This is a genomic window from Pantoea phytobeneficialis, from assembly GCF_009728735.1.
GTDB lineage: Bacteria > Pseudomonadota > Gammaproteobacteria > Enterobacterales > Enterobacteriaceae > Pantoea > Pantoea phytobeneficialis.
Genome location: NZ_CP024636.1, coordinates 1,852,058 through 1,872,286, shown reverse-complemented (window position 1 = coordinate 1,872,286; position 20,229 = coordinate 1,852,058). Strand labels below are relative to the sequence as shown.

Annotated in this window: 24 protein-coding genes and 1 other annotated feature; of the genes, 13 read left to right on the top strand and 11 right to left on the bottom strand. The window is 53.9% G+C overall.

The genetic code is table 11. The annotated features are described in order from the left end of the window. Positions 1-5 precede the first annotated feature (5 nt). From pheS to CTZ24_RS08700, 7 genes are all read right to left on the bottom strand, one after another. Positions 6-989, bottom strand: coding sequence for a phenylalanine--tRNA ligase subunit alpha (gene pheS, locus CTZ24_RS08730; protein WP_021185274.1), 984 nt, complete (start codon positions 987-989; stop codon positions 6-8). A 71-nt stretch (positions 990-1,060) separates the two neighbouring features. Continuing rightward, positions 1,061-1,186: a sequence feature (Phe leader region), on the bottom strand. Further along, positions 1,137-1,181: a pheST operon leader peptide PheM gene (gene pheM, locus CTZ24_RS08725; protein WP_106120997.1), complete on the bottom strand. Its 45-nt coding sequence runs from the start codon at positions 1,179-1,181 to the stop codon at positions 1,137-1,139. It overlaps the preceding feature by 45 nt. A 115-nt stretch (positions 1,187-1,301) precedes the next feature. Beyond that, positions 1,302-1,658 (bottom strand): 50S ribosomal protein L20, encoded by a 357-nt coding sequence (rplT, locus tag CTZ24_RS08720; protein WP_007892678.1) that lies wholly within the window; start codon positions 1,656-1,658, stop codon positions 1,302-1,304. Positions 1,659-1,766: 108 nt separating this feature from the next. Then, a complete protein-coding gene (gene rpmI, locus CTZ24_RS08715) occupies positions 1,767-1,964 on the bottom strand; it encodes a 50S ribosomal protein L35 (RefSeq protein WP_006118955.1) in 198 nt (65 codons plus the stop codon). Positions 1,965-2,064: 100 nt separating this feature from the next. After that, positions 2,065-2,607 (bottom strand): translation initiation factor IF-3, encoded by a 543-nt coding sequence (gene infC / locus CTZ24_RS08710; protein WP_208725526.1) that lies wholly within the window; start codon positions 2,605-2,607, stop codon positions 2,065-2,067. A gap of 3 nt (positions 2,608-2,610) precedes the next feature. Then, on the bottom strand, positions 2,611-4,539 hold the full coding sequence (gene thrS / locus CTZ24_RS08705) for a threonine--tRNA ligase (RefSeq protein ID WP_013508821.1): 1,929 nt from the start codon (positions 4,537-4,539) through the stop codon (positions 2,611-2,613). Positions 4,540-4,784: 245 nt separating this feature from the next. Beyond that, positions 4,785-5,546 carry a DUF481 domain-containing protein gene (locus CTZ24_RS08700; protein ID WP_021185276.1) on the bottom strand — a complete coding sequence of 254 codons (762 nt, stop codon included), beginning with the start codon at positions 5,544-5,546 and terminating at the stop codon, positions 4,785-4,787. Between the two features lie 331 nt (positions 5,547-5,877). On the opposite strand from CTZ24_RS08700, the gene ghoS reads away from it, so the two are divergent. Further along, positions 5,878-6,162 (top strand): type V toxin-antitoxin system endoribonuclease antitoxin GhoS, encoded by a 285-nt coding sequence (gene ghoS, locus CTZ24_RS08695; RefSeq protein ID WP_208725321.1) that lies wholly within the window; start codon positions 5,878-5,880, stop codon positions 6,160-6,162. 90 nt (positions 6,163-6,252) lie between these two features. Continuing rightward, the gene (locus CTZ24_RS08690; RefSeq protein ID WP_036626944.1) at positions 6,253-7,146 is read left to right on the top strand and encodes a fructosamine kinase family protein; all 894 of its coding nucleotides are present in this window, start codon (positions 6,253-6,255) and stop codon (positions 7,144-7,146) included. Positions 7,147-7,150: 4 nt separating this feature from the next. Here the strand turns inward: CTZ24_RS08690 and CTZ24_RS08685 are convergent, their stop codons facing one another. Then, positions 7,151-7,687, bottom strand: a complete 537-nt coding sequence (locus CTZ24_RS08685; protein ID WP_036626946.1) for a YniB family protein — start codon at positions 7,685-7,687, stop codon at positions 7,151-7,153. A gap of 133 nt (positions 7,688-7,820) precedes the next feature. Between CTZ24_RS08685 and hxpB the strand changes: the two genes are divergently transcribed. The 6 genes from hxpB (at position 7,821) to CTZ24_RS08655 (ending at position 13,137) form a co-directional block, all read left to right on the top strand. After that, entirely contained in the window at positions 7,821-8,489 is a 669-nt protein-coding gene (hxpB, locus tag CTZ24_RS08680) for a hexitol phosphatase HxpB (RefSeq protein ID WP_208725320.1), read from the top strand. A gap of 165 nt (positions 8,490-8,654) precedes the next feature. Then, positions 8,655-9,491, top strand: coding sequence for a 5-dehydro-4-deoxy-D-glucuronate isomerase (gene kduI, locus CTZ24_RS08675; RefSeq protein WP_208725319.1), 837 nt, complete (start codon positions 8,655-8,657; stop codon positions 9,489-9,491). A 17-nt stretch (positions 9,492-9,508) separates the two neighbouring features. Further along, entirely contained in the window at positions 9,509-10,270 is a 762-nt protein-coding gene (kduD, locus tag CTZ24_RS08670; RefSeq protein ID WP_021185282.1) for a 2-dehydro-3-deoxy-D-gluconate 5-dehydrogenase KduD, read from the top strand. A 132-nt stretch (positions 10,271-10,402) separates the two neighbouring features. After that, positions 10,403-10,993, top strand: coding sequence for a metal-dependent hydrolase (locus tag CTZ24_RS08665; protein ID WP_208725318.1), 591 nt, complete (start codon positions 10,403-10,405; stop codon positions 10,991-10,993). Positions 10,994-11,145: 152 nt separating this feature from the next. Beyond that, the gene (locus CTZ24_RS08660) at positions 11,146-12,537 is read left to right on the top strand and encodes an L-cystine transporter (protein ID WP_208725317.1); all 1,392 of its coding nucleotides are present in this window, start codon (positions 11,146-11,148) and stop codon (positions 12,535-12,537) included. A 228-nt stretch (positions 12,538-12,765) separates the two neighbouring features. Then, the gene (locus CTZ24_RS08655) at positions 12,766-13,137 is read left to right on the top strand and encodes a DUF6515 family protein (RefSeq protein ID WP_021185285.1); all 372 of its coding nucleotides are present in this window, start codon (positions 12,766-12,768) and stop codon (positions 13,135-13,137) included. Positions 13,138-13,190: 53 nt separating this feature from the next. Here CTZ24_RS08655 and osmE read toward each other — a convergent pair whose 3' ends face one another. Then, on the bottom strand, positions 13,191-13,526 hold the full coding sequence (gene osmE / locus CTZ24_RS08650; protein ID WP_208725316.1) for an osmotically-inducible lipoprotein OsmE: 336 nt from the start codon (positions 13,524-13,526) through the stop codon (positions 13,191-13,193). Between the two features lie 193 nt (positions 13,527-13,719). On the opposite strand from osmE, the gene CTZ24_RS08645 reads away from it, so the two are divergent. The 5 genes from CTZ24_RS08645 to cho all read left to right on the top strand — a co-directional run bounded on the left by CTZ24_RS08645 (position 13,720) and on the right by cho (position 18,319). Continuing rightward, a complete protein-coding gene (locus CTZ24_RS08645) occupies positions 13,720-14,307 on the top strand; it encodes a TetR/AcrR family transcriptional regulator (RefSeq protein WP_208725315.1) in 588 nt (195 codons plus the stop codon). Continuing rightward, the gene (locus CTZ24_RS08640) at positions 14,304-15,494 is read left to right on the top strand and encodes a multidrug effflux MFS transporter (RefSeq protein WP_021185287.1); all 1,191 of its coding nucleotides are present in this window, start codon (positions 14,304-14,306) and stop codon (positions 15,492-15,494) included. Before CTZ24_RS08645 ends, CTZ24_RS08640 begins: the two co-directional genes overlap by 4 nt. Before the next feature lie 117 nt (positions 15,495-15,611). Then, positions 15,612-16,439: an NAD(+) synthase gene (nadE, locus tag CTZ24_RS08635; RefSeq protein ID WP_021185288.1), complete on the top strand. Its 828-nt coding sequence runs from the start codon at positions 15,612-15,614 to the stop codon at positions 16,437-16,439. Positions 16,440-16,505: 66 nt separating this feature from the next. Continuing rightward, a complete protein-coding gene (gene yddG, locus CTZ24_RS08630; protein ID WP_208725314.1) occupies positions 16,506-17,396 on the top strand; it encodes an aromatic amino acid DMT transporter YddG in 891 nt (296 codons plus the stop codon). A 62-nt stretch (positions 17,397-17,458) separates the two neighbouring features. Next, positions 17,459-18,319 carry an excinuclease Cho gene (gene cho, locus CTZ24_RS08625; protein WP_208725313.1) on the top strand — a complete coding sequence of 287 codons (861 nt, stop codon included), beginning with the start codon at positions 17,459-17,461 and terminating at the stop codon, positions 18,317-18,319. Positions 18,320-18,397: 78 nt separating this feature from the next. Here the strand turns inward: cho and spy are convergent, their stop codons facing one another. Together spy and astE are read right to left on the bottom strand one after the other, a co-directional pair. Continuing rightward, the gene (gene spy, locus CTZ24_RS08620; protein WP_208725312.1) at positions 18,398-18,895 is read right to left on the bottom strand and encodes an ATP-independent periplasmic protein-refolding chaperone Spy; all 498 of its coding nucleotides are present in this window, start codon (positions 18,893-18,895) and stop codon (positions 18,398-18,400) included. Between the two features lie 294 nt (positions 18,896-19,189). Next, a complete protein-coding gene (gene astE / locus CTZ24_RS08615) occupies positions 19,190-20,185 on the bottom strand; it encodes a succinylglutamate desuccinylase (RefSeq protein ID WP_208725311.1) in 996 nt (331 codons plus the stop codon). Between the last annotated feature and the right edge of the window lie 44 nt (positions 20,186-20,229).

The window sequence follows — 20,229 nt, the reverse complement described above, 5'->3', positions numbered from 1 at the left end:
TGCCCTTATTTAAATTGTTTGAGGAAACGTAAATCATTTTCGAAGAAGGCGCGCAAATCGGTTACGCCATAGCGCAGCATGGTCAGACGCTCCATACCCATACCGAAGGCGAAGCCGGAGTAGATTTCCGGGTCGATACCAACGTTACGCAACACGTTCGGATGCACCATGCCGCAACCCAGCACTTCCAGCCACTTGCCGTTTTTGCCCATCACATCCACTTCAGCGGACGGTTCGGTGAACGGGAAGTAAGACGGACGGAAGCGGATTTGCAGATTTTCTTCAAAGAAGTTATTCAGGAAATCGTGCAGCGTGCCTTTCAGGTTGGTGAAGCTGATATCTTTATCCACAATCAGCCCTTCCATCTGATGGAACATCGGGGTGTGAGTCTGATCGTAATCGTTACGATACACACGGCCCGGCGCGATGATGCGAATCGGCGGCTGCTGGTTTTTCATGGTACGGATCTGCACGCCAGAGGTCTGTGTACGCAGCAGACGGGTGGCATCGAACCAGAAGGTATCGTGGTCAGCGCGTGCCGGGTGATGACCCGGAATATTCAGCGCGTCAAAGTTGTGGTAGTCGTCTTCAATTTCCGGCCCGGTGGCGACCGCGAAACCCAATTCACCGAAAAAGGTTTCGATACGATCGATGGTGCGGGTGACCGGATGCAGACCACCGTTCTCTGTACGGCGACCCGGCAGTGAAACGTCGATGGTTTCTGCCGCCAGGCGCGCATTCAACGCGGCGTTCTCCAGCGTCTCTTTACGCGCGTTAAGACGATCCTGTACCTGCTGCTTGGCGTCGTTAATAACCGCACCGGCCGCCGGACGTTCTTCTGCCGGCAGTTCGCGCAGGGTGGTCATCTGTAATGTCAGATGGCCTTTTTTCCCCAGGAATTCGACGCGCACAGCGTCCAGAGCGGCGATATCCGACGCCTCGTCGATGGCGGCCGTGGCACGGGCCACCAGGTCTGCGAGTTGGGACATGATTTCCTCTTCTTCCAGTCAGGCTGGTCTGTTCTCGTTGGGATCTTTCGATCCAATGTAGTGTCGCCAGAAACAAAAAAGCCTCCACGAGGGAGGCTTTCAGCGCGATTTTTCGTTTCTTTTCTTATGCGCAAAAGCCCCCGGATGTCAGGCGCTAAAGTAAAAAAAGAAACGGAAAATAGCAGCATTCATGCTTGCGTTACCTTGTCATGATTTCAACGGCACTATTGAAAAGCGCGGCGAGTAAAATGTCAATCTTTTGCGTGGCTTGCGGATAATAAAAAAGGGAGCAAGCTCCCTTTTTTACCTGACTTACGCCAGAGCTGATTTCGCTTTTTCAACCAGTGCCGTGAAGGTCACTTTGTCGAATACAGCGATGTCTGCTAGGATCTTACGGTCGATTTCAATGGACGCTTTTTTCAGGCCATTGATGAAACGGCTGTAAGAGATGCCGTTCTGACGTGCCGCAGCGTTGATACGCGCGATCCACAGCTGACGGAACTGACGCTTACGTTGACGACGGTCACGGTAAGCATACTGACCAGCTTTGATAACAGCCTGGAAGGCAACGCGGTATACACGAGAACGTGCACCGTAGTAGCCTTTAGCTTGTTTTAAGATTTTCTTGTGACGTGCGCGAGCAATTACACCACGTTTTACGCGAGCCATGGGACTCTCCTGTTTCTATATTCTGAGTTTTCCCTTCATCTTTCGTGCCGCAGCGGCGTTAACTGCCTTGCTGCAACCCGAAATCTATCGGGAGTGAAAAAATTAAACTTAAGCGTACGGCAGGCAGGCTACTACCAGGCCCAGATCGCCTTTAGACACCATGCCTTTCGGACGCAGGTGACGTTTACGCTTAGTTGATTTTTTGGTCAGAATATGACGCAGGTTTGCGTGCTTACGCTTGAAGCCGCCAGAAGCGGTCTTCTTGAAGCGCTTAGCCGCGCCACGTACAGTTTTAATCTTTGGCATTTTTACAAATATCCACTTCGCATTGTTAATAAAATGAACCAGACAGGCGAATAAAAATCCGCACAGCGCGAACGCTGCGCGGCATTTATTACTTGAAAGCCTACTGTTTCTTCTTAGGTGCGAGCACCATGATCATCTGGCGGCCTTCGATCTTCGATGGGAAGGATTCGACCACTGCCAGTTCACTCAGATCGTCTTTCACGCGGTTAAGCACTTCAATACCGATCTGTTGGTGCGCCATCTCACGACCACGGAAACGCAGCGTGATTTTGGCTTTATCGCCCTCTTCCAGAAAACGAATCAGGCTGCGGAGTTTTACCTGATAGTCGCCTTCGTCGGTACCAGGACGGAATTTAATTTCCTTAACCTGGATAACTTTCTGCTTCTTCTTCTGTTCCTTAGAAGATTTGCTCTTTTCATAGAGGAACTTGCCGTAATCCATAATACGGCAAACCGGCGGTTCGGCGTTCGGGCTGATTTCAACTAAATCTACGCCAGCTTCTTCTGCTTTCTCGATAGCTTCGCGCAGAGAGACAATGCCAAGTTGCTCGCCATCAACGCCAGTCAGGCGCACTTCAGTAGCGCGAATTTCGCCGTTGATACGATTAGGACGCGTCGGTTGTACTCGTTTTCCGCCTTTAATACCTTATTCCTCCAATTGGTGAAGATGTCGGCTGCGAATCTCTTGTTGCAGCTTCTCAACAAACACATCTACGTCCATGCTCCCGAGGTCTTTACCACGGCGGGTGCGCACGGCAACTTTGCCTGCTTCCACCTCTTTCTCACCGCAAACCAGCATGTAAGGGACGCGACGTAATGTGTGCTCGCGGATTTTAAAGCCTATCTTCTCGTTTCTCAAGTCTGCTTTGACACGAATGCCTGCATTCTGCAATTTCTTTGTCAATTCGCTGACATATTCTGCCTGACTATCGGTGATATTCATCACCACCGCCTGTACCGGAGCCAACCAACTTGGGAAGAAGCCAGCGAACTCTTCGGTCAGAATACCGATAAAGCGTTCCATAGAACCCAAAATCGCGCGGTGAATCATAACCGGTGTCTGACGATCGTTGTTTTCACCCACATAGGTGGCGTCCAGACGCTTCGGCAGCGAGAAGTCTAGCTGAACGGTGCCACACTGCCAGGCACGATCAAGACAATCGTGCAGGGTGAATTCAATTTTCGGACCGTAGAAAGCCCCTTCACCCGGTTGATACTCAAACGGAATCTGGTTTTCTTTCAGTGCTTCCGCCAAATCCACTTCCGCACGGTCCCACATTTCATCGGTACCGATACGTTTTTCCGGACGGGTGGAAAGTTTTACCACAATTTTTTCAAAACCGAAGGTGCTATACATGTCATACACCATACGGATACAGCTGTTCACCTCATCACGTACCTGATCTTCGGTACAGAAGATGTGAGCATCATCCTGGGTGAAGCCACGCACACGCATCAGACCATGTAAGGAACCTGACGGCTCATTACGATGGCAGCTACCGAACTCCGCCATACGCAGCGGTAAGTCACGGTAGGATTTCAGACCCTGATTGAAGATCTGGACGTGTCCCGGACAGTTCATCGGTTTGATGCAGTATTCACGGTTCTCCGAAGAGGTGGTGAACATCGCTTCTTTATAGTTTTCCCAGTGACCGGTTTTTTCCCACAGCACACGGTCCATCATGAACGGACCTTTGACTTCCTGGTACTGGTACTCTTTCAGCTTGCTACGCACGAACACTTCCAGCTCGCGGAAGATGGTCCAGCCGTCGTTGTGCCAGAATACCATACCCGGCGCTTCTTCCTGCATATGATACAGGTCGAGCTGTTTACCGATTTTACGGTGATCGCGTTTCGCTGCCTCTTCCAGACGCTGCAAATAGGCAGCCAGCTGTTTTTTATCGGCCCATGCGGTGCCATAAATACGCTGCAACATTTTGTTGTTGCTGTCGCCGCGCCAGTAAGCGCCGGAGATTTTTTGCAGCTTAAAGTGATGGCAAAAACGCATGTTCGGCACATGCGGACCACGGCACATGTCGATGTATTCTTCATGATGATACAGACCCGGACGGTCATCATGGCTGATGTTTTCATCAAGAATGGTGGTTTTGTAGCTTTCACCACGCGCGGCAAAGACGTCACGCGCCTCCTGCCAGCTCACCTTTTTCTTGATAACGTCGTAATTGGTCTCTGCAAGCTGGTGCATACGCTTCTCCAGCTGCTCAATATCTTCCTGAGTCAGGGTGTGGTCGAGATCGACATCATAATAGAAACCGTTATCGATCACCGGCCCGATGGCCATTTTGGTGTTCGGCCACAACTGCTTGATAGCATGACCCAACAGGTGCGCGCAGGAGTGACGGATAATTTCCAGACCCGCTTCATCTTTGGCGGTGATAATCGCCACCTGAGCATCGTCATGAATCAGATCAACTGCGTCCACCAACTCGCCATTCACGCGACCGGCAATACAGGCTTTGGCCAGACCCGGACCGATATCCAGCGCGATATCCATCACGCTGACCGGACGGTCAAAACTACGCTGGCTGCCATCAGGAAGAGTAATTACTGGCATTTCATATCCTTAATTGCAGTGGTAAGCCACACGAAAGCCTACATGCAACATTGAGTTCAATAAGAGTAACCCGGCGTGATGTCAGACCCACATTGTCGGAATGACGCCAGGGAAATAAAGCGCCGCAAATGATAACAGCTTTCTGCGGCAAGCAAAACCCGCAGAAAATGCGCTAAGCCTGCGCCAGCTAAAAAAAAACCGCTGCGCGGCACAGGCCAGGCAGCGGCGTTCACCTTCAGGTGATCTTACATAGCGTAAGTCAACTGGATGGTGGTTTTGGTATCGGTGCGATCCGGCGCAGATTCCGGCGGATTGTTGTTCCAGGTAACGTTGTAGGCCATCTTCAGCGCGAAGTGTTCGTTAATCGCGACCTGCAAACCGGTTTCTGAGTTCACCGTGGTGTCTTCACCGAAGCTGCTCAGCACAGAAACACCCTGGATGAACTTGGTAGTATCAGTCAGTTGCCACTGATAGCTTACCGCACCATAGCCCAGCGCTTTGGTTTCGTGGCCGCCATCATGGAAATCGTCATAACGCACACCCGGACCAAATTCAGCACGCAGCGAGTGCACCGGACCACTCAACAACTGACGACCGTAACCGGCAGTCAGCACGTCGCGTGAATCGTAGCCGTTGAAACGATCGCTCAACCAGCTAGCCTGACCAAACAAGTAGTCGGCGCTGTTGAGGTTATAACGTGAACGGCCACCGATATTGTAAGTCTCGGAAGAACGTTCATCGTTAGATGAGTTGTTGGCGGCGTTGCCCCACAAACTCCATGCGGTGTTGGTGCGATACCATGTCATTGAGGTTGCAGCACTGAGCGCGGAACTGGTGGTGTTACCCGTTTGCGCCAGGTAACCCGCTGACGCGCTGCCTTCAAACGGTTTTTTCGCCGTTGAAGGGTCATCCATGGAGGTGAAGACGGTGTTATCTGCAAATGCCTGGTGACAAAATGCTCCAGCAGAGAGCAAAAGAACAGCGGACAGCTTGTTAAAGGCTTTCATTTAAATGTGATCCGTACGGCGGTTTAAAAAGTGATGAGTCTGAAGAGTTTTCCCGGACGATCAACGCAATTTACGGTAAGTTTTGTAAATAAGTATGAAGTCACCGGAAAAGCCTGTTTTTGCGCTGAAGCCGCGCGCCAAATGGGATTAATCCCATTACCCGCGCGCATTATAGAGGGCAATTAGCGAAATAGCAGCTGAATTGCTACAAGAATTTTCCGAACCTGCTGGCGATGTTTTTTGACGCTCATCAATGTCAAATTGCTGCAAATTCGCTCAATCTGGTCCACTGGTCTACGCTGACATCTGTTTCGGAACAATGAGGTGAAAGATGAGCGACTTAAAGCGTTACATTGTGACCTTTCATTATCAGGAGAAGGGACTGAGCGACCTGCAATCCCTCAACAGCGAAATGCTTAACGCGGGCTATAACACCACGTTAAAAGATACCGAGGGACATCCGCATGAGCTGGGTACCAACAGTTTCGGAGTGGTCAGCGCGCTGGAGGAGCAGGCGCTGGCTGAACAGGCCGCCGGATTAGCTTCGGTAGCGCTGGGCGAAAAACCCGAGGTAGAAATCACCACACTGGAAGCGTTTTTAAAAGCACAACCCTGACGGGATGTGAAAAGCGCGCGCCGGTGCTGGTTTTGTTCATGTTTTGAGCGTTACAATTGAACTCAGGCAGCGAATAAAGAGGATTACCCCATGTGGTCAGCCATTAGTCGACTGTTAAGCGAATACGCCGGCGATGCCGAAATCACCGAACGTCACGAACTGCCCGGGGGCGATGTCCATCCAGCCTGGCGCATTCGTTACGGCAAACTCGACGTTTTCGTCAAATGCAACACGCGCGATATGCTCACCCTGTTCAGTTGGGAAGCGGATCAGCTGGCACTGCTGGCGCGTACGCATACCGTGCGCGTCCCAGAGGTTTATGGTGTCGGCAACGATCGTGACACCAGCTTTCTCCTGCTGGAATATTTGCCGCCTGAACCCCTCAATGAGCACACCGCGTTTCAGCTTGGTCAGCAACTGGCGCACCTCCATCAATGGAGCGAGCAACCCCAGTTTGGCCTCGATTTCGACAACAACATCACCACCACTCCCCAACCTAACAGTTGGTTGCGCCGCTGGTCGGTCTTTTTTGCCGAGCAGCGCATTGGCTGGCAGTTGCAACTGGCAGCGGAGAAAGGCATCAATTATGGTGACACTGACCTGATTGTTGATTGTGTGCAGCGCGCTCTGGCCAACCACCATCCACAGCCTTCGTTGTTGCATGGCGACTTGTGGCCGGCAAATTGCGCCGGTAGCCCTGCTGGGCCGTGGATTTTTGATCCCGCCTGCTACTGGGGCGATCGCGAATGTGATCTGGCAATGTTGAGCTATTACGCCGAGCTGCCACGGCAGATTTACGAAGGATATCATTCCGTATGGCCGTTGCCTGAAGGCTTCTCGCAACGTCAGCCGGTATATCAACTTTACTACCTGCTTAATCGCGCCAATGTGTTTGGCGGCAATTGGATGGACGAAGCGACGTTCGCCATCGGTCAGTTGCTGGATGAAGATGTGATGGGACAACGTCAGGCCAGACCGGCCTGACGCCTTACAGCAGTCCGAGCAGTTTCAGCACAAAGTAACCGGCAATCGCGATCACAATTGGCAGGATATATAACGGAAACACCTGCAATAAAATGGTGTGACGTGGCACATTAATTTTCTCCTCAAGCTGCGCCCGGCTGCGTCCTTCGTTGCCCTTCGCCTGCTCAAGAATTAACTGGTCCTCAATACCCTCTTTGATATGGCGCGACTGACGCCACATACGTGCGCCTGAAGCCTGCAACGCGATACCGACGAAAATCAAAAAATAGATAATCCAGAAACCGATATTGGTGCCGCCGTTGAATTCCGGCACCGGGGAGTTTTGCCAAAAGAAACTGAGAAACGGCGTGTTGAATTTCACCATATCAATCATCACATGCACAAAATCAAGCATCACCGCGTCAATACCCGGTTGCTTTTCGCTGTGCTTAAACATAAAGCCCAATACGGAGATGATGGTGGAAAGCAGCGCCGGAATAAAAATCACCCAGCCAGCCACTCGCTTAAGGATGGCGATGCGGCCAGCCTGTTGGTAAGTCATGGTGTCTCCCTGAACGGAATAAGATTTGCCCTAAGTCTACCTGTACTGCATCTTTTTTTCCTGAAAAAAGCGCAGCATGCTGGTTGCCTGGCATTCATGCTAAGGTAGGCCAAATTTCAAACGGAGCCGTTGTATGTCTTATCGTCGCCCTGTTCTGGCCGCCATTTTTGATATGGATGGATTGCTGATTGACTCAGAACCGCTGTGGGATCGCGCCGAACTCGATATTTTCGCCACGCTGGGGGTGGATCTCACCCGCCGCCACGAATTGCCAGATACCCTGGGATTACGCATCGATCAAACCGTACGCATGTGGTACGAAACGCTGCCGTGGAACGGCCCGGACCAACAGGAAGTGACGGACCGTATCATCGCACGCGCTCTTGAACTGGTGGAAGAAACTCGCCCTCTGCTGCCCGGGGTGGAACAGGCACTGCGTTTATGTCGCGACCAGGGTCTGAAAATTGCCCTCGCCTCCGCCTCCCCACTGCATATGCTGGAGCGGGTTCTGGAGATGTTCAACCTGCGCCATTATTTTGATCAACTCGCCTCCGCCGAGCATCTTCCCTACAGCAAACCGCATCCGCAGGTTTATCTGGATGCCGCCACACAATTAGGCGTTGATCCCCTCAACTGCGTGGCGCTGGAAGATTCGTTCAACGGCATGGTCGCCAGTAAAGCGGCACGTATGCGCTCCATCGTGGTGCCTGCGGCAGAACATCGTGATGATGCACGTTGGGCACTGGCGAATGTCAGGCTGGATGACCTTACCCAACTCGCCGCCGAACATCTACACGGTTAAGCGCCCAACAGCCCGCTCTCACAGCGGGCTTTTTTATGTCGATTTGATCGCCAACACAAATAAATAAAACAACGTTTCATTTTTATTGAATTCACATCCCATCCTGCCTAAGATGCCAACAGACCCGCATCGGGACCTATACCTTCTTTTATCCAGAGGCCTGAGATGGACATACGTCAAAGTATTCACAGCGAACATGCCAAAACTCTCGATACCGCCGCCCTGCGCCGCGAGTTCTTGATTGAAAAAATTTTCACCCCGGATGATTACACCCTGACCTACAGCCATATCGACCGCATCATCATTGGTGGCGTGATGCCGGTGACCAGGTCGGTGACCATCGGCAGTGAAGTGGGTAAGCAGTTGGGCGTGAGTTATTTTCTCGAACGCCGCGAACTGGGGGTGATAAACATCGGCGGCCCCGGCCTGATTGAAGTGGATGGCAAAACCTGGGAAATTGGTCACCAGGAAGCGTTGTATGTCGGCCAGGGCGCACAACAGGTGCTTTTTCGCAGCAGCGAAGCCAGTCATCCGGCGAAGTTTTATTACAACAGCGCCCCGGCGCATACCCACTATCCGGACAAAAAAATCACCCTTGAGGATGCCGTGAAAGCCACCCTCGGTGATGCCGCCACCTCTAACCGCCGCACCATCAACAAATTTATCGTGCCGGATGTACTACCAACCTGTCAGCTGACCATGGGCCTGACGCGTCTTGACGACGGCAATTTGTGGAACACCATGCCGTGCCACACCCATGAACGCCGCATGGAGGTCTATTTCTATTTTGATATGGCTGAGGACAGCGCGGTGTTTCATATGATGGGACAGCCGCAGGAAACCCGCCATCTGTTGGTACATAACGAGCAGGCGGTGATTTCGCCAAGCTGGTCAATCCATGCCGGTGTTGGCACCCAACGCTATACCTTTATCTGGGGCATGGTGGGTGAAAATCAGGTGTTTGATGACATGGACCACGTCAGCGTCAGCGCTCTGCGCTAGTGCCTAAGGAGAAGATAATGATTCTGAACGCTTTTCATCTTGAAGGAAAAATCGCGCTGGTCACCGGTTGTAACACTGGATTGGGTCAGGGGATGGCGATCGGTCTGGCACAGGCGGGCTGCGATATTATTGGTGTCAACCGCGCCGGACCGGATGATACCGCCGCCAAAGTTGAAGCACTGGGACGCCGTTTCTGGCCGATTCAGGCCGATCTGAGCCACCCCTCCATCGTGCCACAGGTGGTGGAACAGGCGGTCGCACTGGCGGGACGCATTGATATTCTGGTCAATAACGCGGGGATTATCCGGCGTGAGGATGCGCTGAACTTTAGCGAAAAAGACTGGGACGATGTGATGAATATCAACAGCAAGAGCCTGTTTTTCCTCTCTCAACAGGTGGCGCGACAATTTATCGCGCAGGGGAATGGCGGCAAGATCATCAACATCGCCTCGATGCTCTCTTTCCAGGGTGGAATCCGCGTGCCCTCCTATACCGCATCGAAAAGCGCCGTCATGGGGCTGACACGGCTGATGGCCAATGAATGGGCGAAGCACGGCATCAATGTCAACGCCATTGCCCCCGGTTACATGGCGACGAACAACACGCAACAAATCCGTGATGATGAGTCGCGCAGTGAAGAGATCCTCGCCCGTATCCCTGCCGGACGTTGGGGCGCACCGGACGATATGATGGGGCCAGTGGTGTTCCTCGCTTCCAGTGCATCGGATTACGTTCACGGCTATACGCTAGCGGTGGATGGCGGTTGGCTGGCGCGCTAAGCTGCTCTTTTCCCGCGTCATTCTGACGCGGGTATCGTCTTAAATTCACGCCTGGTTACAGCGTCACATATTCTCATTCACTGGATAAATCCCTATACTGGATGCATCGACAGTTTGCAGCCAGGTTTTATCATGACGGCCGAAGGCCACATCATTTTCGCCATTGCCAGTGCTATTTTTGCCAAGCGCGCGGAGCTCACGCCGGTAATGGCCAGTGCCGACTGGTGGCATCTGGTGCCGGCTGCACTGCTGACCTGTTTGCTGCCGGATATTGATCATCCCAAATCGGTGCTGGGACAACGTCTGAAGTGGCTTTCCCAGCCCATCGCTCGCGCCTTTGGTCATCGCGGTTTTACCCACAGCCTGCTGGCGGTGGCAGTAAGCTTGTGGCTGTTTCAGATTAATGTCCCCGCCAGTTGGCCCATCCCTGCGGATGTGTTGCAGGGCATGACTCTGGGCTATCTCAGCCATATTGTCGCCGATATGCTGACACCCGCTGGCGTTCCCCTGCTGTGGCCCTGCCGTTGGCGCTTTCGCCTGCCGCTGCTGAACAGCCAAAAAGGCAACCAACTGGAGCGCGCCCTTTGCCTCGCACTGGTCGGCTACGCGCTGTGGTTTCCACCTGGCTTGCCGTCTTTTGGTGCAAACGGCTGGCCTGAACAATTGTTCAACACCTTACAAAATGGCGTAGGCCGCATAATAAACAGTCAAAGCGCGCGATAATCAGACAAAAATCAGGATAAAGTTATAATCAATTCCATTTGGATATAAGCCTGCCCATTTATGAACTGTTAACATGCGCGGATTCCTTTCAGGAATCACCCTGTATTCCGCGCCTGAACATGCAGAGGCGCGGCAAATCTCTGGAGTAGAGCATGGATTTTCCCCTGATTATTAATCTCGTGGTGTTCGCCGCGTTGCTGGTGTTATTAGCACGCATTGGCAACGCGCGCTGGAGCCTGTCAAAACGCGTATTAACTGGCCTGGTGTTCGGCGTGTTGTTTGGTCTGGCGCTGCAAGCCATATACGGTGAGAACAGCCCGGTGGTGAAAGCCTCGATTGGCTGGTTCAACATTGTCGGCAACGGTTACGTGCAATTGTTGCAGATGATCGTGATGCCGCTGGTCTTCGCTTCCATCCTCAGCGCGGTGGCTCGCCTGCACAATGCCTCTTCACTGGGCAAAATCAGCGTACTGACCATCGGCGTGTTGTTGTTTACTACGGCGATTTCAGCGCTGGTAGGCGTGATGGTCACTGGCCTGTTTGGTTTAACCGCAGATGGCCTGGTGCAAGGTGCGCAGGAAACCGCGCGCCTGAACGCGATTCAGAGCAACTACATCGGAAAAGTGGCCGATCTGACCGTGCCACAACTGCTGCTCTCCTTTATCCCTAAAAATCCGTTTGCCGATCTCACCGGCGCTAGCCCGACCTCGATCATCAGCGTGGTGATTTTCGCCGCGTTTCTCGGCGTGGCGGCGTTGCAGTTGTTGAAAGATGACAAAGCGAAAGGCGAACGTGTGCTGGTGGCAATCGACACCCTGCAATCCTGGGTGATGAAACTGGTTCGTTTGATCATGAAGCTGACACCCTACGGTGTGCTGGCCCTGATGACCAAAGTAGTCGCGGGTTCTAACCTTCAGGACATCATTAAGCTCGGTGGCTTTGTTGTGGCCTCTTATCTGGGCCTGGCGATTATGTTTGGCGTGCACGCGCTGCTGCTCTCTTTCAACGGCATCAATCCGCTGCGTTTCTTTCGCAAAGTGTGGCCGGTGATTACCTTTGCTTTTACCAGCCGTTCCAGCGCCGCCAGTATCCCGTTGAACGTTGAAACCCAGACGCGTCGCCTTGGTGTGCCGGAATCCATCGCCAGCTTCTCGGCCTCCTTTGGTGCCACCATTGGACAGAATGGTTGTGCCGGTCTGTATCCGACCATGCTGGCGGTGATGGTTGCACCGACTGTCGGGATCAACCCGTTTGACCCGCTGTGGATTGCCACCCTGGTAGGGATCGTCACCCTCAGCTCAGCCGGTGTGGCCGGTGTGGGCGGCGGTGCCACCTTTGCCGCCTTGATCGTGCTGCCCGCGATGGGCCTGCCGGTAACACTGGTCGCGCTGTTGATCTCCATCGAACCGTTGATTGATATGGGCCGCACCGCGCTCAACGTCAATGGCGCAATGACCGCTGGCTCCCTGACCAGCCGCTGGCTTGGCCTGACCGACAAAAAAGTGCTGGAGAGCGACGACCACGCCGAACTGGCGCATCGTTAATTACCTGCACATCCCGTAGCGGCACGATGTATCGTGCGAGGTTCCACACCCGAAATCCGCGCGATAAATCGCGCCGCTACGCGTTCCTCTCCTCAATCTCTGGCAATCATGGCGCTACCGTCAGGAAAGTGTTAAGCATGGTAAATAGTGGAAAAACCAGCCACTTTCCGCTTGTGTTTTGCCGGTGAAAAGCCAATCCTGCTACCAGTCATAGCAGGAGAACTACCGATGAAAAAAGTTATCGCCTCCGTGCTGGCGTTAACCTTATTAACACCAGCCATCGCCCTTGCCCACCCAGGTCCGTGGGGACCCGGCCCAGGTCCTGGACCGCACTGGGGTGGACCAGGTCCATTACGTTTCTTACCCGATGCCGCGACAGCGGTGTTGATTGGCGGTCTGACCTATTATCTGTTGAATGGCAGCTACTATCAGCGTCAGGGCGATACCTACGTTGTGGTGCAGCCACCGCAGTCAGAGCCGGTAGCCGGTATGCGTGTGCTCGACTTCAACGGCAAGCGTTATTACGTGCAGGATGGTCATTACTATCAGCGCGATATCAACGGCAGCTATAACGAAGTGCCACGCCCCTACGGCTTGTAAGCCACAAACAAAAACGGCCCGTCACTGACGGGCCGTTTGCTATTCTGCAACCTTTACTGCGTCGCTTGCGGGTCGGTATCGTACTCTTTACAGCTCTGGAAGCCGTAGTTCATCACATGTCCCGTGTCGTTATAGCTGACGAAGTAAGTCTGGACTTTGCCATCGCGCTCACCCAGCACATAAGTCTGACAGGTGCCGCGCGCATGCACCATAGTGATCTCAGTAGACGGTGCCCCGGCAATCTGACGCACCTGATCACGGGTCATTCCTTTCTTCACATCCTTCACCACAGGTTTGGTCACGAAGCTCTCTGCGCGATCGTAAGCCGTACAACCAGAGAGTGCTGCCAGCGTTAACGCAGCAGCGATACATCCCAGCACTTTATTCATCTTGTTGTTCCTCATTACTGTGTCCATGTAACGCTAAGCCTGGAACATAAATCCAGATTAATCAATTTTATGGCAGCATATTCGGTTTGTTCCGAAGCGTCAGGATTGCGTAAAAGTGCCTGTGTTCCTTTGACAGGCTCCGTATAATCACCAAATGAGAATGAGCACTCTCAAAACTATTTTCAGGGCGGTTATGACCAGACAACGAGAAAATAATAAAGATGAACGCCACCGCCTGCGCCAGGATGAAATCATCCGTGCTGCGCGCGAATGTTTTCGTCGGGAGGGGTTCCATGCTGCCAGCATGGCGCGGCTGGCGTGCGCCGCCAATCTCAGCGTGGGGCAAATCTACCGGTACTTCCCCAGCAAGGACGCCATCATTGAAGAGATGGTGAAACGTATTGTCGATGGTCGCGTTGCCGCGATGCGCGATCGGGTCGACAGCGATCAAATCGCCACCACGCTTGCCTGGCGGGAAAGCCTGAACCCGGAAGATGAATTATTGATGCTGGATGTCGCCGCCGAAGCCGGTCGTAATCCACGCGTCGCGGCAATGCTCGAAGCGGCGGATGCCCGCATGTTCAGCCAGGCCCGTCACAAGATCCGCGCCAGTCATCCTGAACTGGGCGACGAACAGGTGGACGCCTGTGTCGAAGTACTGGCCGTGTTGTTTGACGGCACGGCCCTCCGCCGCCTGACGCCACAGAAAGCGTCAGCGGTGACCCTGCAACACCTTTATCAGAACCTGATTTCACACCTAATAAAGACAGAGGATAAATGACACCTGCACCTTCTAACCGTCTGGTTTATGCCATAACCCTTGGCCTGCTCGCTGCCCTTGGGCCGCTCTGTATCGATCTCTACCTGCCCGCCCTGCCTGAACTGGCACAGGACCTGCACACCGAAACCGCCACTGCCCAGTTAAGCCTCACCGCGACACTGGTAGGCCTTGGAGCCGGCCAGCTGCTGTTCGGTCCGTTGAGCGACAAATTTGGTCGCCTGCGTCCCTTACGCGTCTCACTGCTGCTGCTGTTTGTCGCCTCAATCGGTTGTGCCGTGGCGCAAGATATTAATCAACTACTGGTGGCCCGTCTGTTTGAAGGCCTGGCGGGGGGTGGTGGCGCCGTGCTGTCGCGTGCCGTCGCGCGTGATATGTATAGTGGCTATGAACTGACGCGCTTTTTTGCCTTGTTGATGTTGGTCAATGGTCTGGCCCCGATCGCCGCCCCGGTTCTCGGCGGTTTTATGCTAACTGTGCTGAACTGGCGTGGCATTTTTATGGTGCTGGGAGCGGTGGCCATTTTGCTCATCCTGCTGACGCGCTGGAAACTGCATGAAACTTTGCCCGAAGCAAAACGCAATCGGGGTTCCATTTTCTCCGCCTGGGCCGCGCTGGGTGAGGTATTTACCCATCGTTCATTTATGGGCTTCTGTTTAACGCAGGGTTTTATGATGGCGGGGATGCTCGCTTACATCGGTTCATCACCGTTTGTCCTGCAACAGATCTACGGTTTGTCTCCGCAGGCCTTTAGCTTCTGCTTTGCCGCCAACGGATTCGGTCTGATTATTGCTTCTCAGACCAGCGCCCGCCTGTGCCGACGTTGGGGAGAATACCGGGTACTGAAAGGTGGCCTGCTGCTGGCCTTTGTCGCCTCCGCCTGTCTGTTACTCGCGGGCATCCTCGGTGCATCGCTGCCGGTGATTCTGCTGGCGCTGTTCTTCACCATCGCCAGCAATGGTGTTATCGCCACCACTGCCTCATCACTGGCCATGCAAAGCCAGGGCCACCGCGCAGGCAGCGCCTCAGCAGTGATTGGCGTCACCATGTTCACACTGGGGGCCATCAGCGTACCGCTCACTGGTCTCGGTGGCACCTCGCTACTGAGTATGACTGGCACGATTTTTGGCTGTTTTATGTTGGCGATTGTAATGTTCCTGGTGTTGGCTCAGAAGCCAAAAAGCGCCTGATTTGCCAGCAAATAACCCGAACAACAAGCCATACGGCTTGTTGTTTTGGGCCAGCCGCGTTAGCTTTAGGAAATGATTCGCATTGTGCCGTCCGGCAACTGACTTGAGGAGAGGTTCATGTCACTGCAGCAGGAAATCATTGAAGCCCTTGGTGTTAAACCCGTCATCGATCCCCAGCAAGAAGTTCGCGTCAGCGTTGATTTTTTGAAGTCCTACCTGAAAACCAATCCGGGGATTAAGACCCTGGTACTGGGTATCAGCGGTGGTCAGGATTCCACACTGACCGGCATCCTGTCACAAACCGCCATTCGTGAACTGCGCGAAGAGACCGGTGATAACGACTACACCTTCATTGCCGTGCGTCTGCCTTATGGCGTGCAGGCCGATGAGCAGGATTGTCAGGATGCGCTGGCGTTTATCCAACCGGATCGGTCGCTGGTGGTCAACATTAAAGAAGCGGTGCTGGCAAGTGAGCGCGCCTTACAGGACGCGGGCATCACCCTGTCTGACTATATTCGCGGTAACGAGAAAGCGCGTGAGCGCATGAAAGCCCAATACAGCATCGCGGGGATGACCAAAGGCGTAGTCGTGGGGACGGATCATGCCGCTGAAGCCGTCACCGGTTTCTTCACCAAATATGGCGATGGCGGCACTGACATCAACCCGATTTTCCGCCTCAACAAAGGCCAGGGCAAACAGTTGCTGAAACTGCTGGGCTGCCCGGAGCATCTTTACCTGAAGCATCCGACGGCTGACCTCGAAGATAATCGTCCAGGATTACAGGATGAAGTGGCTCTCGGCGTGACCTATCAGCTGATTGATGCCTATCTGGAAGGCAAGACCATTGATGCGTCTGCTGCCAAAATCATTGAAGGCTGGTATCTGAAAACCGAGCATAAACGTCGCCCACCAATTACCGTGTTCGACGATTTCTGGAAAAAATAACCCCATCCGGCGTTTTCCAGTTCGGGACGGAAGACGCCTTTCATTGCCTTTTCTGAACGCTTTTATATGCCTGCACATTTGCCGCGCGCCACCCTGATCGGTTTAAGCGCGATTTTACTCTGGAGCACTACCGTTGGCCTGATGCGCAGCGTCAGTGAAGCCTTTGGCGCCACCGGTGGCGCAGCGCTGATTTATACCACCACGGCGATCCTGCTCTGCCTGACACGCGGCCTGCCGGATTTCCGCCAGATGCCAACGCGTTATTTGTGGGGCGGAGGGCTGCTGTTTGTCGGCTATGAAATCTGCCTCGCGCTGGCGATTGGTCTGGCGCAGGATCGTGCCCAGTCGCTGGAGCTGGGGATGATCAACTACCTGTGGCCCTGTCTGACCGTCGTGTTTGCCATTCCGATCAACCAGCAGCGCTTCCGCGTCTGGCTATGGCCGGGATTGTTGTTGTCACTGGCGGGCATTGTCTGGGTGCTACAGAGCCGCGGCGGCAGTTCATTATCACAGCTTGGGCATAATCTGCTGAGTAACCCGCTGGCGTATGGTCTGGCTTTTATTGCTGCTTTCGCCTGGGGGTTATACAACAACGTGACGCGCCGTTATGCCAACGGTAAAAGCGGCGTCAATCTGTTCTTTGTCGTCACCGCGCTGGCGCTGTGGTTCAAATTCGCCCTCACCGAACAGGTCAGCTCACTGCATTTCAGCCTGATCCCGGCGCTGGAGGTGTTATTTATGGGTGTCTCCACCGCGGTAGCCTACTCGGCGTGGAACCACGGCATTCAACACGGTAATCTGACATTACTGGCAACGGCATCCTACTTCACACCGGTGCTGTCGGCGCTGCTGGCGTCACTCTGGCTTGGCCTGACGCCCTCCCTGACCTTCTGGCAAGGGGTGCTGATGATCACCCTCGGCTCATTGATCTGCTGGCTGGCGACCCGTCGCCTGTAGCGGCTGGCGGAAAAACAGGCTCGCTGATATACTGGATGGACAACCAGTAACCGGAGTCCTCCTTGGTCAGACGAGCCACCAGTTACCGCCTTGAATTTGATGCGGCAGCCATTTACCAGTATCCCGAACATCTTCGCCAGTGGCTGGACGGTTTACCCAATCAGCCCGGCGTGTATGTCTTCCACGGCGAAAGCGATAACCTGCCGCTGTATATCGGCAAAAGCGTTAACCTGCGCAGTCGCGTGATGTCCCATTTCCGCACGCCGGATGAAGCCAGCATGCTGCGCCAGGCAAGACGTGTCAGTTGGATCCCCACGGCTGGCGATCTGGGTGCGCAGTTACTGGAAGCGCAGATGATCAAAACGCAACAGCCGTTGTTCAATAAACGCCTGCGCAAAAACCGTCAGCTCTGCTCACTCCAGCTTAACGACACCGTGCCGCAAGTAGTTTACGCCCGCGACCTCGATTTCTCCTGTACCTCAAACCTTTATGGTTTGTTTCGTAGCCGCCACGCCGCGCTGGAAAAGCTGAAAAGCATCGCTGATGAACAGCGCCTGTGTCACGGTTTGCTGGGGCTGGAGAATCTGCGCAGCGGCCGGGGCTGTTTTCGTGCCGCGCTTAAACGCTGTGCCGGCGCCTGCTGCGGCAACGAACCGCCAGAAGCGCATCAACAACGTTTGCAACAGGCACTGGAAGCGTTACGGGTGGTGTGCTGGCCGTGGTCCGGCGCGGTGGGAATGGTGGAACGCGGTATCGCCATGACGCAAATCCACGTTATTGATCACTGGTTTTGGCTGGGTTCGGTGAGTAGCGAAGCCGAAGCTCGCCAGCTACAACGCATCCCTCATGGCTTTGATCACGACGGCTATAAAATCCTCTGCCGCCCTCTGCTATCGGGTGAGTTCCCGCTGATCGAGCTGTAAAGCAAAACCGCCGACGCTGCCCAAAGCATCGAATGCGATGGACAACGTCGGCGGTCTCAAACCGTCAGGCTATGCGAATTATTCGCCATCAGCCGGTGGTGGCGGCATCTTACCATCGTGCGGGCGTTTCTCTGTCAGACGTTTCTCAAAGTTCGCGTTGAACTGCTTTTTCTGCTCCGGCGTCAACACGTTATAGAGTTTGTTCTGCGTTTCCATCATCGCCACAGCACGCTCTTTGGCATTAGCCGTCATTTTCTCTGCCTGCGCTTCGGCTTTCGCCCGGTCGAAGGTGTCAGAGGCAATCAGCGCGTGGTTAGCGCGACGCTCTTCCAGCGACGGACGTTTAAAGTCTTTGTGGCTTTCACGCATGATGTCATGCATCTGTTTTTTCTGGGCGTCGGTCAGGTTCAGACCTTTGAACATCATGTCCATACCACCATGACGCATCGGCGGCTTATGCATTGGTTTCTCGCTGCCGGCCGGCGGTGGCGTCAGATTGTCTGCCGCAGCATGGACGATATTGGCAGCACCGAGAGCCATCGCGGTAGCCAGGAAGAGGGAAGTCAGTTTACGCATAATATTGTCCTTACTTATCAGTTTCATGACGACAGCCTGTGTCGCGTCTTCGGAAACAAGCATACGACGCTGAACGTCAACTACTCAGAGGCTGAGTAAAGCCCTGAAAGCATAAAAGACAGATATCAGGCGATCATGGAGAGAATGAGAAGAAATGCGTGAGGAATTGCAAAAGAGTATGACGAATAAGGCAAAAAACGCAGGAATTAAGGAGGAGTGTAACGGTATTGTCGGCGTAACGAAAGGATAAATTGCGGCGCAGCAGCGCGATACATCGCGCCGCCACGACAGTCGTTATAACGTCAACGCCTGGGTTTGCTCATTCTCTTCCACCAGCATCAAGCCGGCACGCAATCCCGCTGCAACATTCGGGTTGGGAAACAAGACATACTCGCGTGCCTGCTGCACGTAGTAACGGGTATCTCCCTCTTCCGCCAACAACGTCCCTTGGGGAAAAGCGGTGAAGTTGAGGGTTTCCGCACCCATATGCAGCACAAAGTCTTCGCCATGCCGGGTGATTTGTTGCGCAACTTGATAATGGCGGGGCTGCGCCTGTACCTCTGGCAGTGCGCCTCCATATAACAACGCCGCCAGCGCCTGATATGCCGCGCTGAATTGAGTCAGATCGTTCTCACCAAACGGCAGCGCCTTACCCAGCTCCAGGGTACAACTGGCGGCGGCATAATGTTCGCAACTGAAATGGGTAAAGGTACCGCCGGGAGAACGATGGAATACCAACGCTTCCAGCCCTGCGACCGCCAGCCAGTGCATAAAATCCTGCGGCCACGGACGTTGATTGAGGGGCATCACGCCAAAGCGGGTATGGTAAGAACCACGGATCGCGGTATGCAAATCGAGATGCCAGCGTGTTTCAGTCGTCAGGCAGGTGTGCCAGAAGGTTTCCAACGCCTGCTCCAGCCGCAATGCACGCCGTGCCTCCGCCACATCAGACACCTGCTGCCAGCGGCCACCAAACAGACGATTGATATCATATTGCTGATAACGTTTGCCGCTGCGTAATGCCTGCGGATTACCCAACAGCACCAGCAGACGTACCGCCAGCGGTTTTTCGCCGCGCAGCAAGGGCGTCAGTAGCAGGTTCAGGATCTCAACAGGCGCGGTTTCATTACCGTGGATCCCCGCCGACAACACCAGCGCCTGCGACGTTGGGGTATGCGGGGTTAAGGACAGAATGCCCTCGTCCAGCCACTGCCAACTGAGGTGGGCGTTTTGCCCCTGACGCTCCAGTGGCACCCGACCAGACAATGTTTGTTGTAAAAAGTCCTGCATTCTTTCTCCTTACGTAAATCAAGGGGCGACATATGCGCCCCCGG

Bases quoted from the DNA above. Each gene is read 5' to 3' on its own strand.
- ghoS (WP_208725321.1), top strand. From the start codon at position 5,878: ATGAGCGACTTAAAGCGTTACATTGTGACCTTTCATTATCAGGAGAAG.
- rplT (WP_007892678.1), bottom strand. From the start codon at position 1,658: ATGGCTCGCGTAAAACGTGGTGTAATTGCTCGCGCACGTCACAAGAAA.
- yddG (WP_208725314.1), top strand. From the start codon at position 16,506: ATGCCTGCACATTTGCCGCGCGCCACCCTGATCGGTTTAAGCGCGATT.
- rpmI (WP_006118955.1), bottom strand. From the start codon at position 1,964: ATGCCAAAGATTAAAACTGTACGTGGCGCGGCTAAGCGCTTCAAGAAG.
- CTZ24_RS08690 (WP_036626944.1), top strand. From the start codon at position 6,253: ATGTGGTCAGCCATTAGTCGACTGTTAAGCGAATACGCCGGCGATGCC.
- osmE (WP_208725316.1), bottom strand. From the start codon at position 13,526: ATGAATAAAGTGCTGGGATGTATCGCTGCTGCGTTAACGCTGGCAGCA.
- CTZ24_RS08655 (WP_021185285.1), top strand. From the start codon at position 12,766: ATGAAAAAAGTTATCGCCTCCGTGCTGGCGTTAACCTTATTAACACCA.
- CTZ24_RS08660 (WP_208725317.1), top strand. From the start codon at position 11,146: ATGGATTTTCCCCTGATTATTAATCTCGTGGTGTTCGCCGCGTTGCTG.
- nadE (WP_021185288.1), top strand. From the start codon at position 15,612: ATGTCACTGCAGCAGGAAATCATTGAAGCCCTTGGTGTTAAACCCGTC.
- CTZ24_RS08645 (WP_208725315.1), top strand. From the start codon at position 13,720: ATGACCAGACAACGAGAAAATAATAAAGATGAACGCCACCGCCTGCGC.
- CTZ24_RS08685 (WP_036626946.1), bottom strand. From the start codon at position 7,687: ATGACTTACCAACAGGCTGGCCGCATCGCCATCCTTAAGCGAGTGGCT.
- spy (WP_208725312.1), bottom strand. From the start codon at position 18,895: ATGCGTAAACTGACTTCCCTCTTCCTGGCTACCGCGATGGCTCTCGGT.
- CTZ24_RS08665 (WP_208725318.1), top strand. From the start codon at position 10,403: ATGACGGCCGAAGGCCACATCATTTTCGCCATTGCCAGTGCTATTTTT.
- kduD (WP_021185282.1), top strand. From the start codon at position 9,509: ATGATTCTGAACGCTTTTCATCTTGAAGGAAAAATCGCGCTGGTCACC.
- astE (WP_208725311.1), bottom strand. From the start codon at position 20,185: ATGCAGGACTTTTTACAACAAACATTGTCTGGTCGGGTGCCACTGGAG.
- pheS (WP_021185274.1), bottom strand. From the start codon at position 989: ATGTCCCAACTCGCAGACCTGGTGGCCCGTGCCACGGCCGCCATCGAC.
- thrS (WP_013508821.1), bottom strand. From the start codon at position 4,539: ATGCCAGTAATTACTCTTCCTGATGGCAGCCAGCGTAGTTTTGACCGT.
- kduI (WP_208725319.1), top strand. From the start codon at position 8,655: ATGGACATACGTCAAAGTATTCACAGCGAACATGCCAAAACTCTCGAT.
- hxpB (WP_208725320.1), top strand. From the start codon at position 7,821: ATGTCTTATCGTCGCCCTGTTCTGGCCGCCATTTTTGATATGGATGGA.
- CTZ24_RS08640 (WP_021185287.1), top strand. From the start codon at position 14,304: ATGACACCTGCACCTTCTAACCGTCTGGTTTATGCCATAACCCTTGGC.
- CTZ24_RS08700 (WP_021185276.1), bottom strand. From the start codon at position 5,546: ATGAAAGCCTTTAACAAGCTGTCCGCTGTTCTTTTGCTCTCTGCTGGA.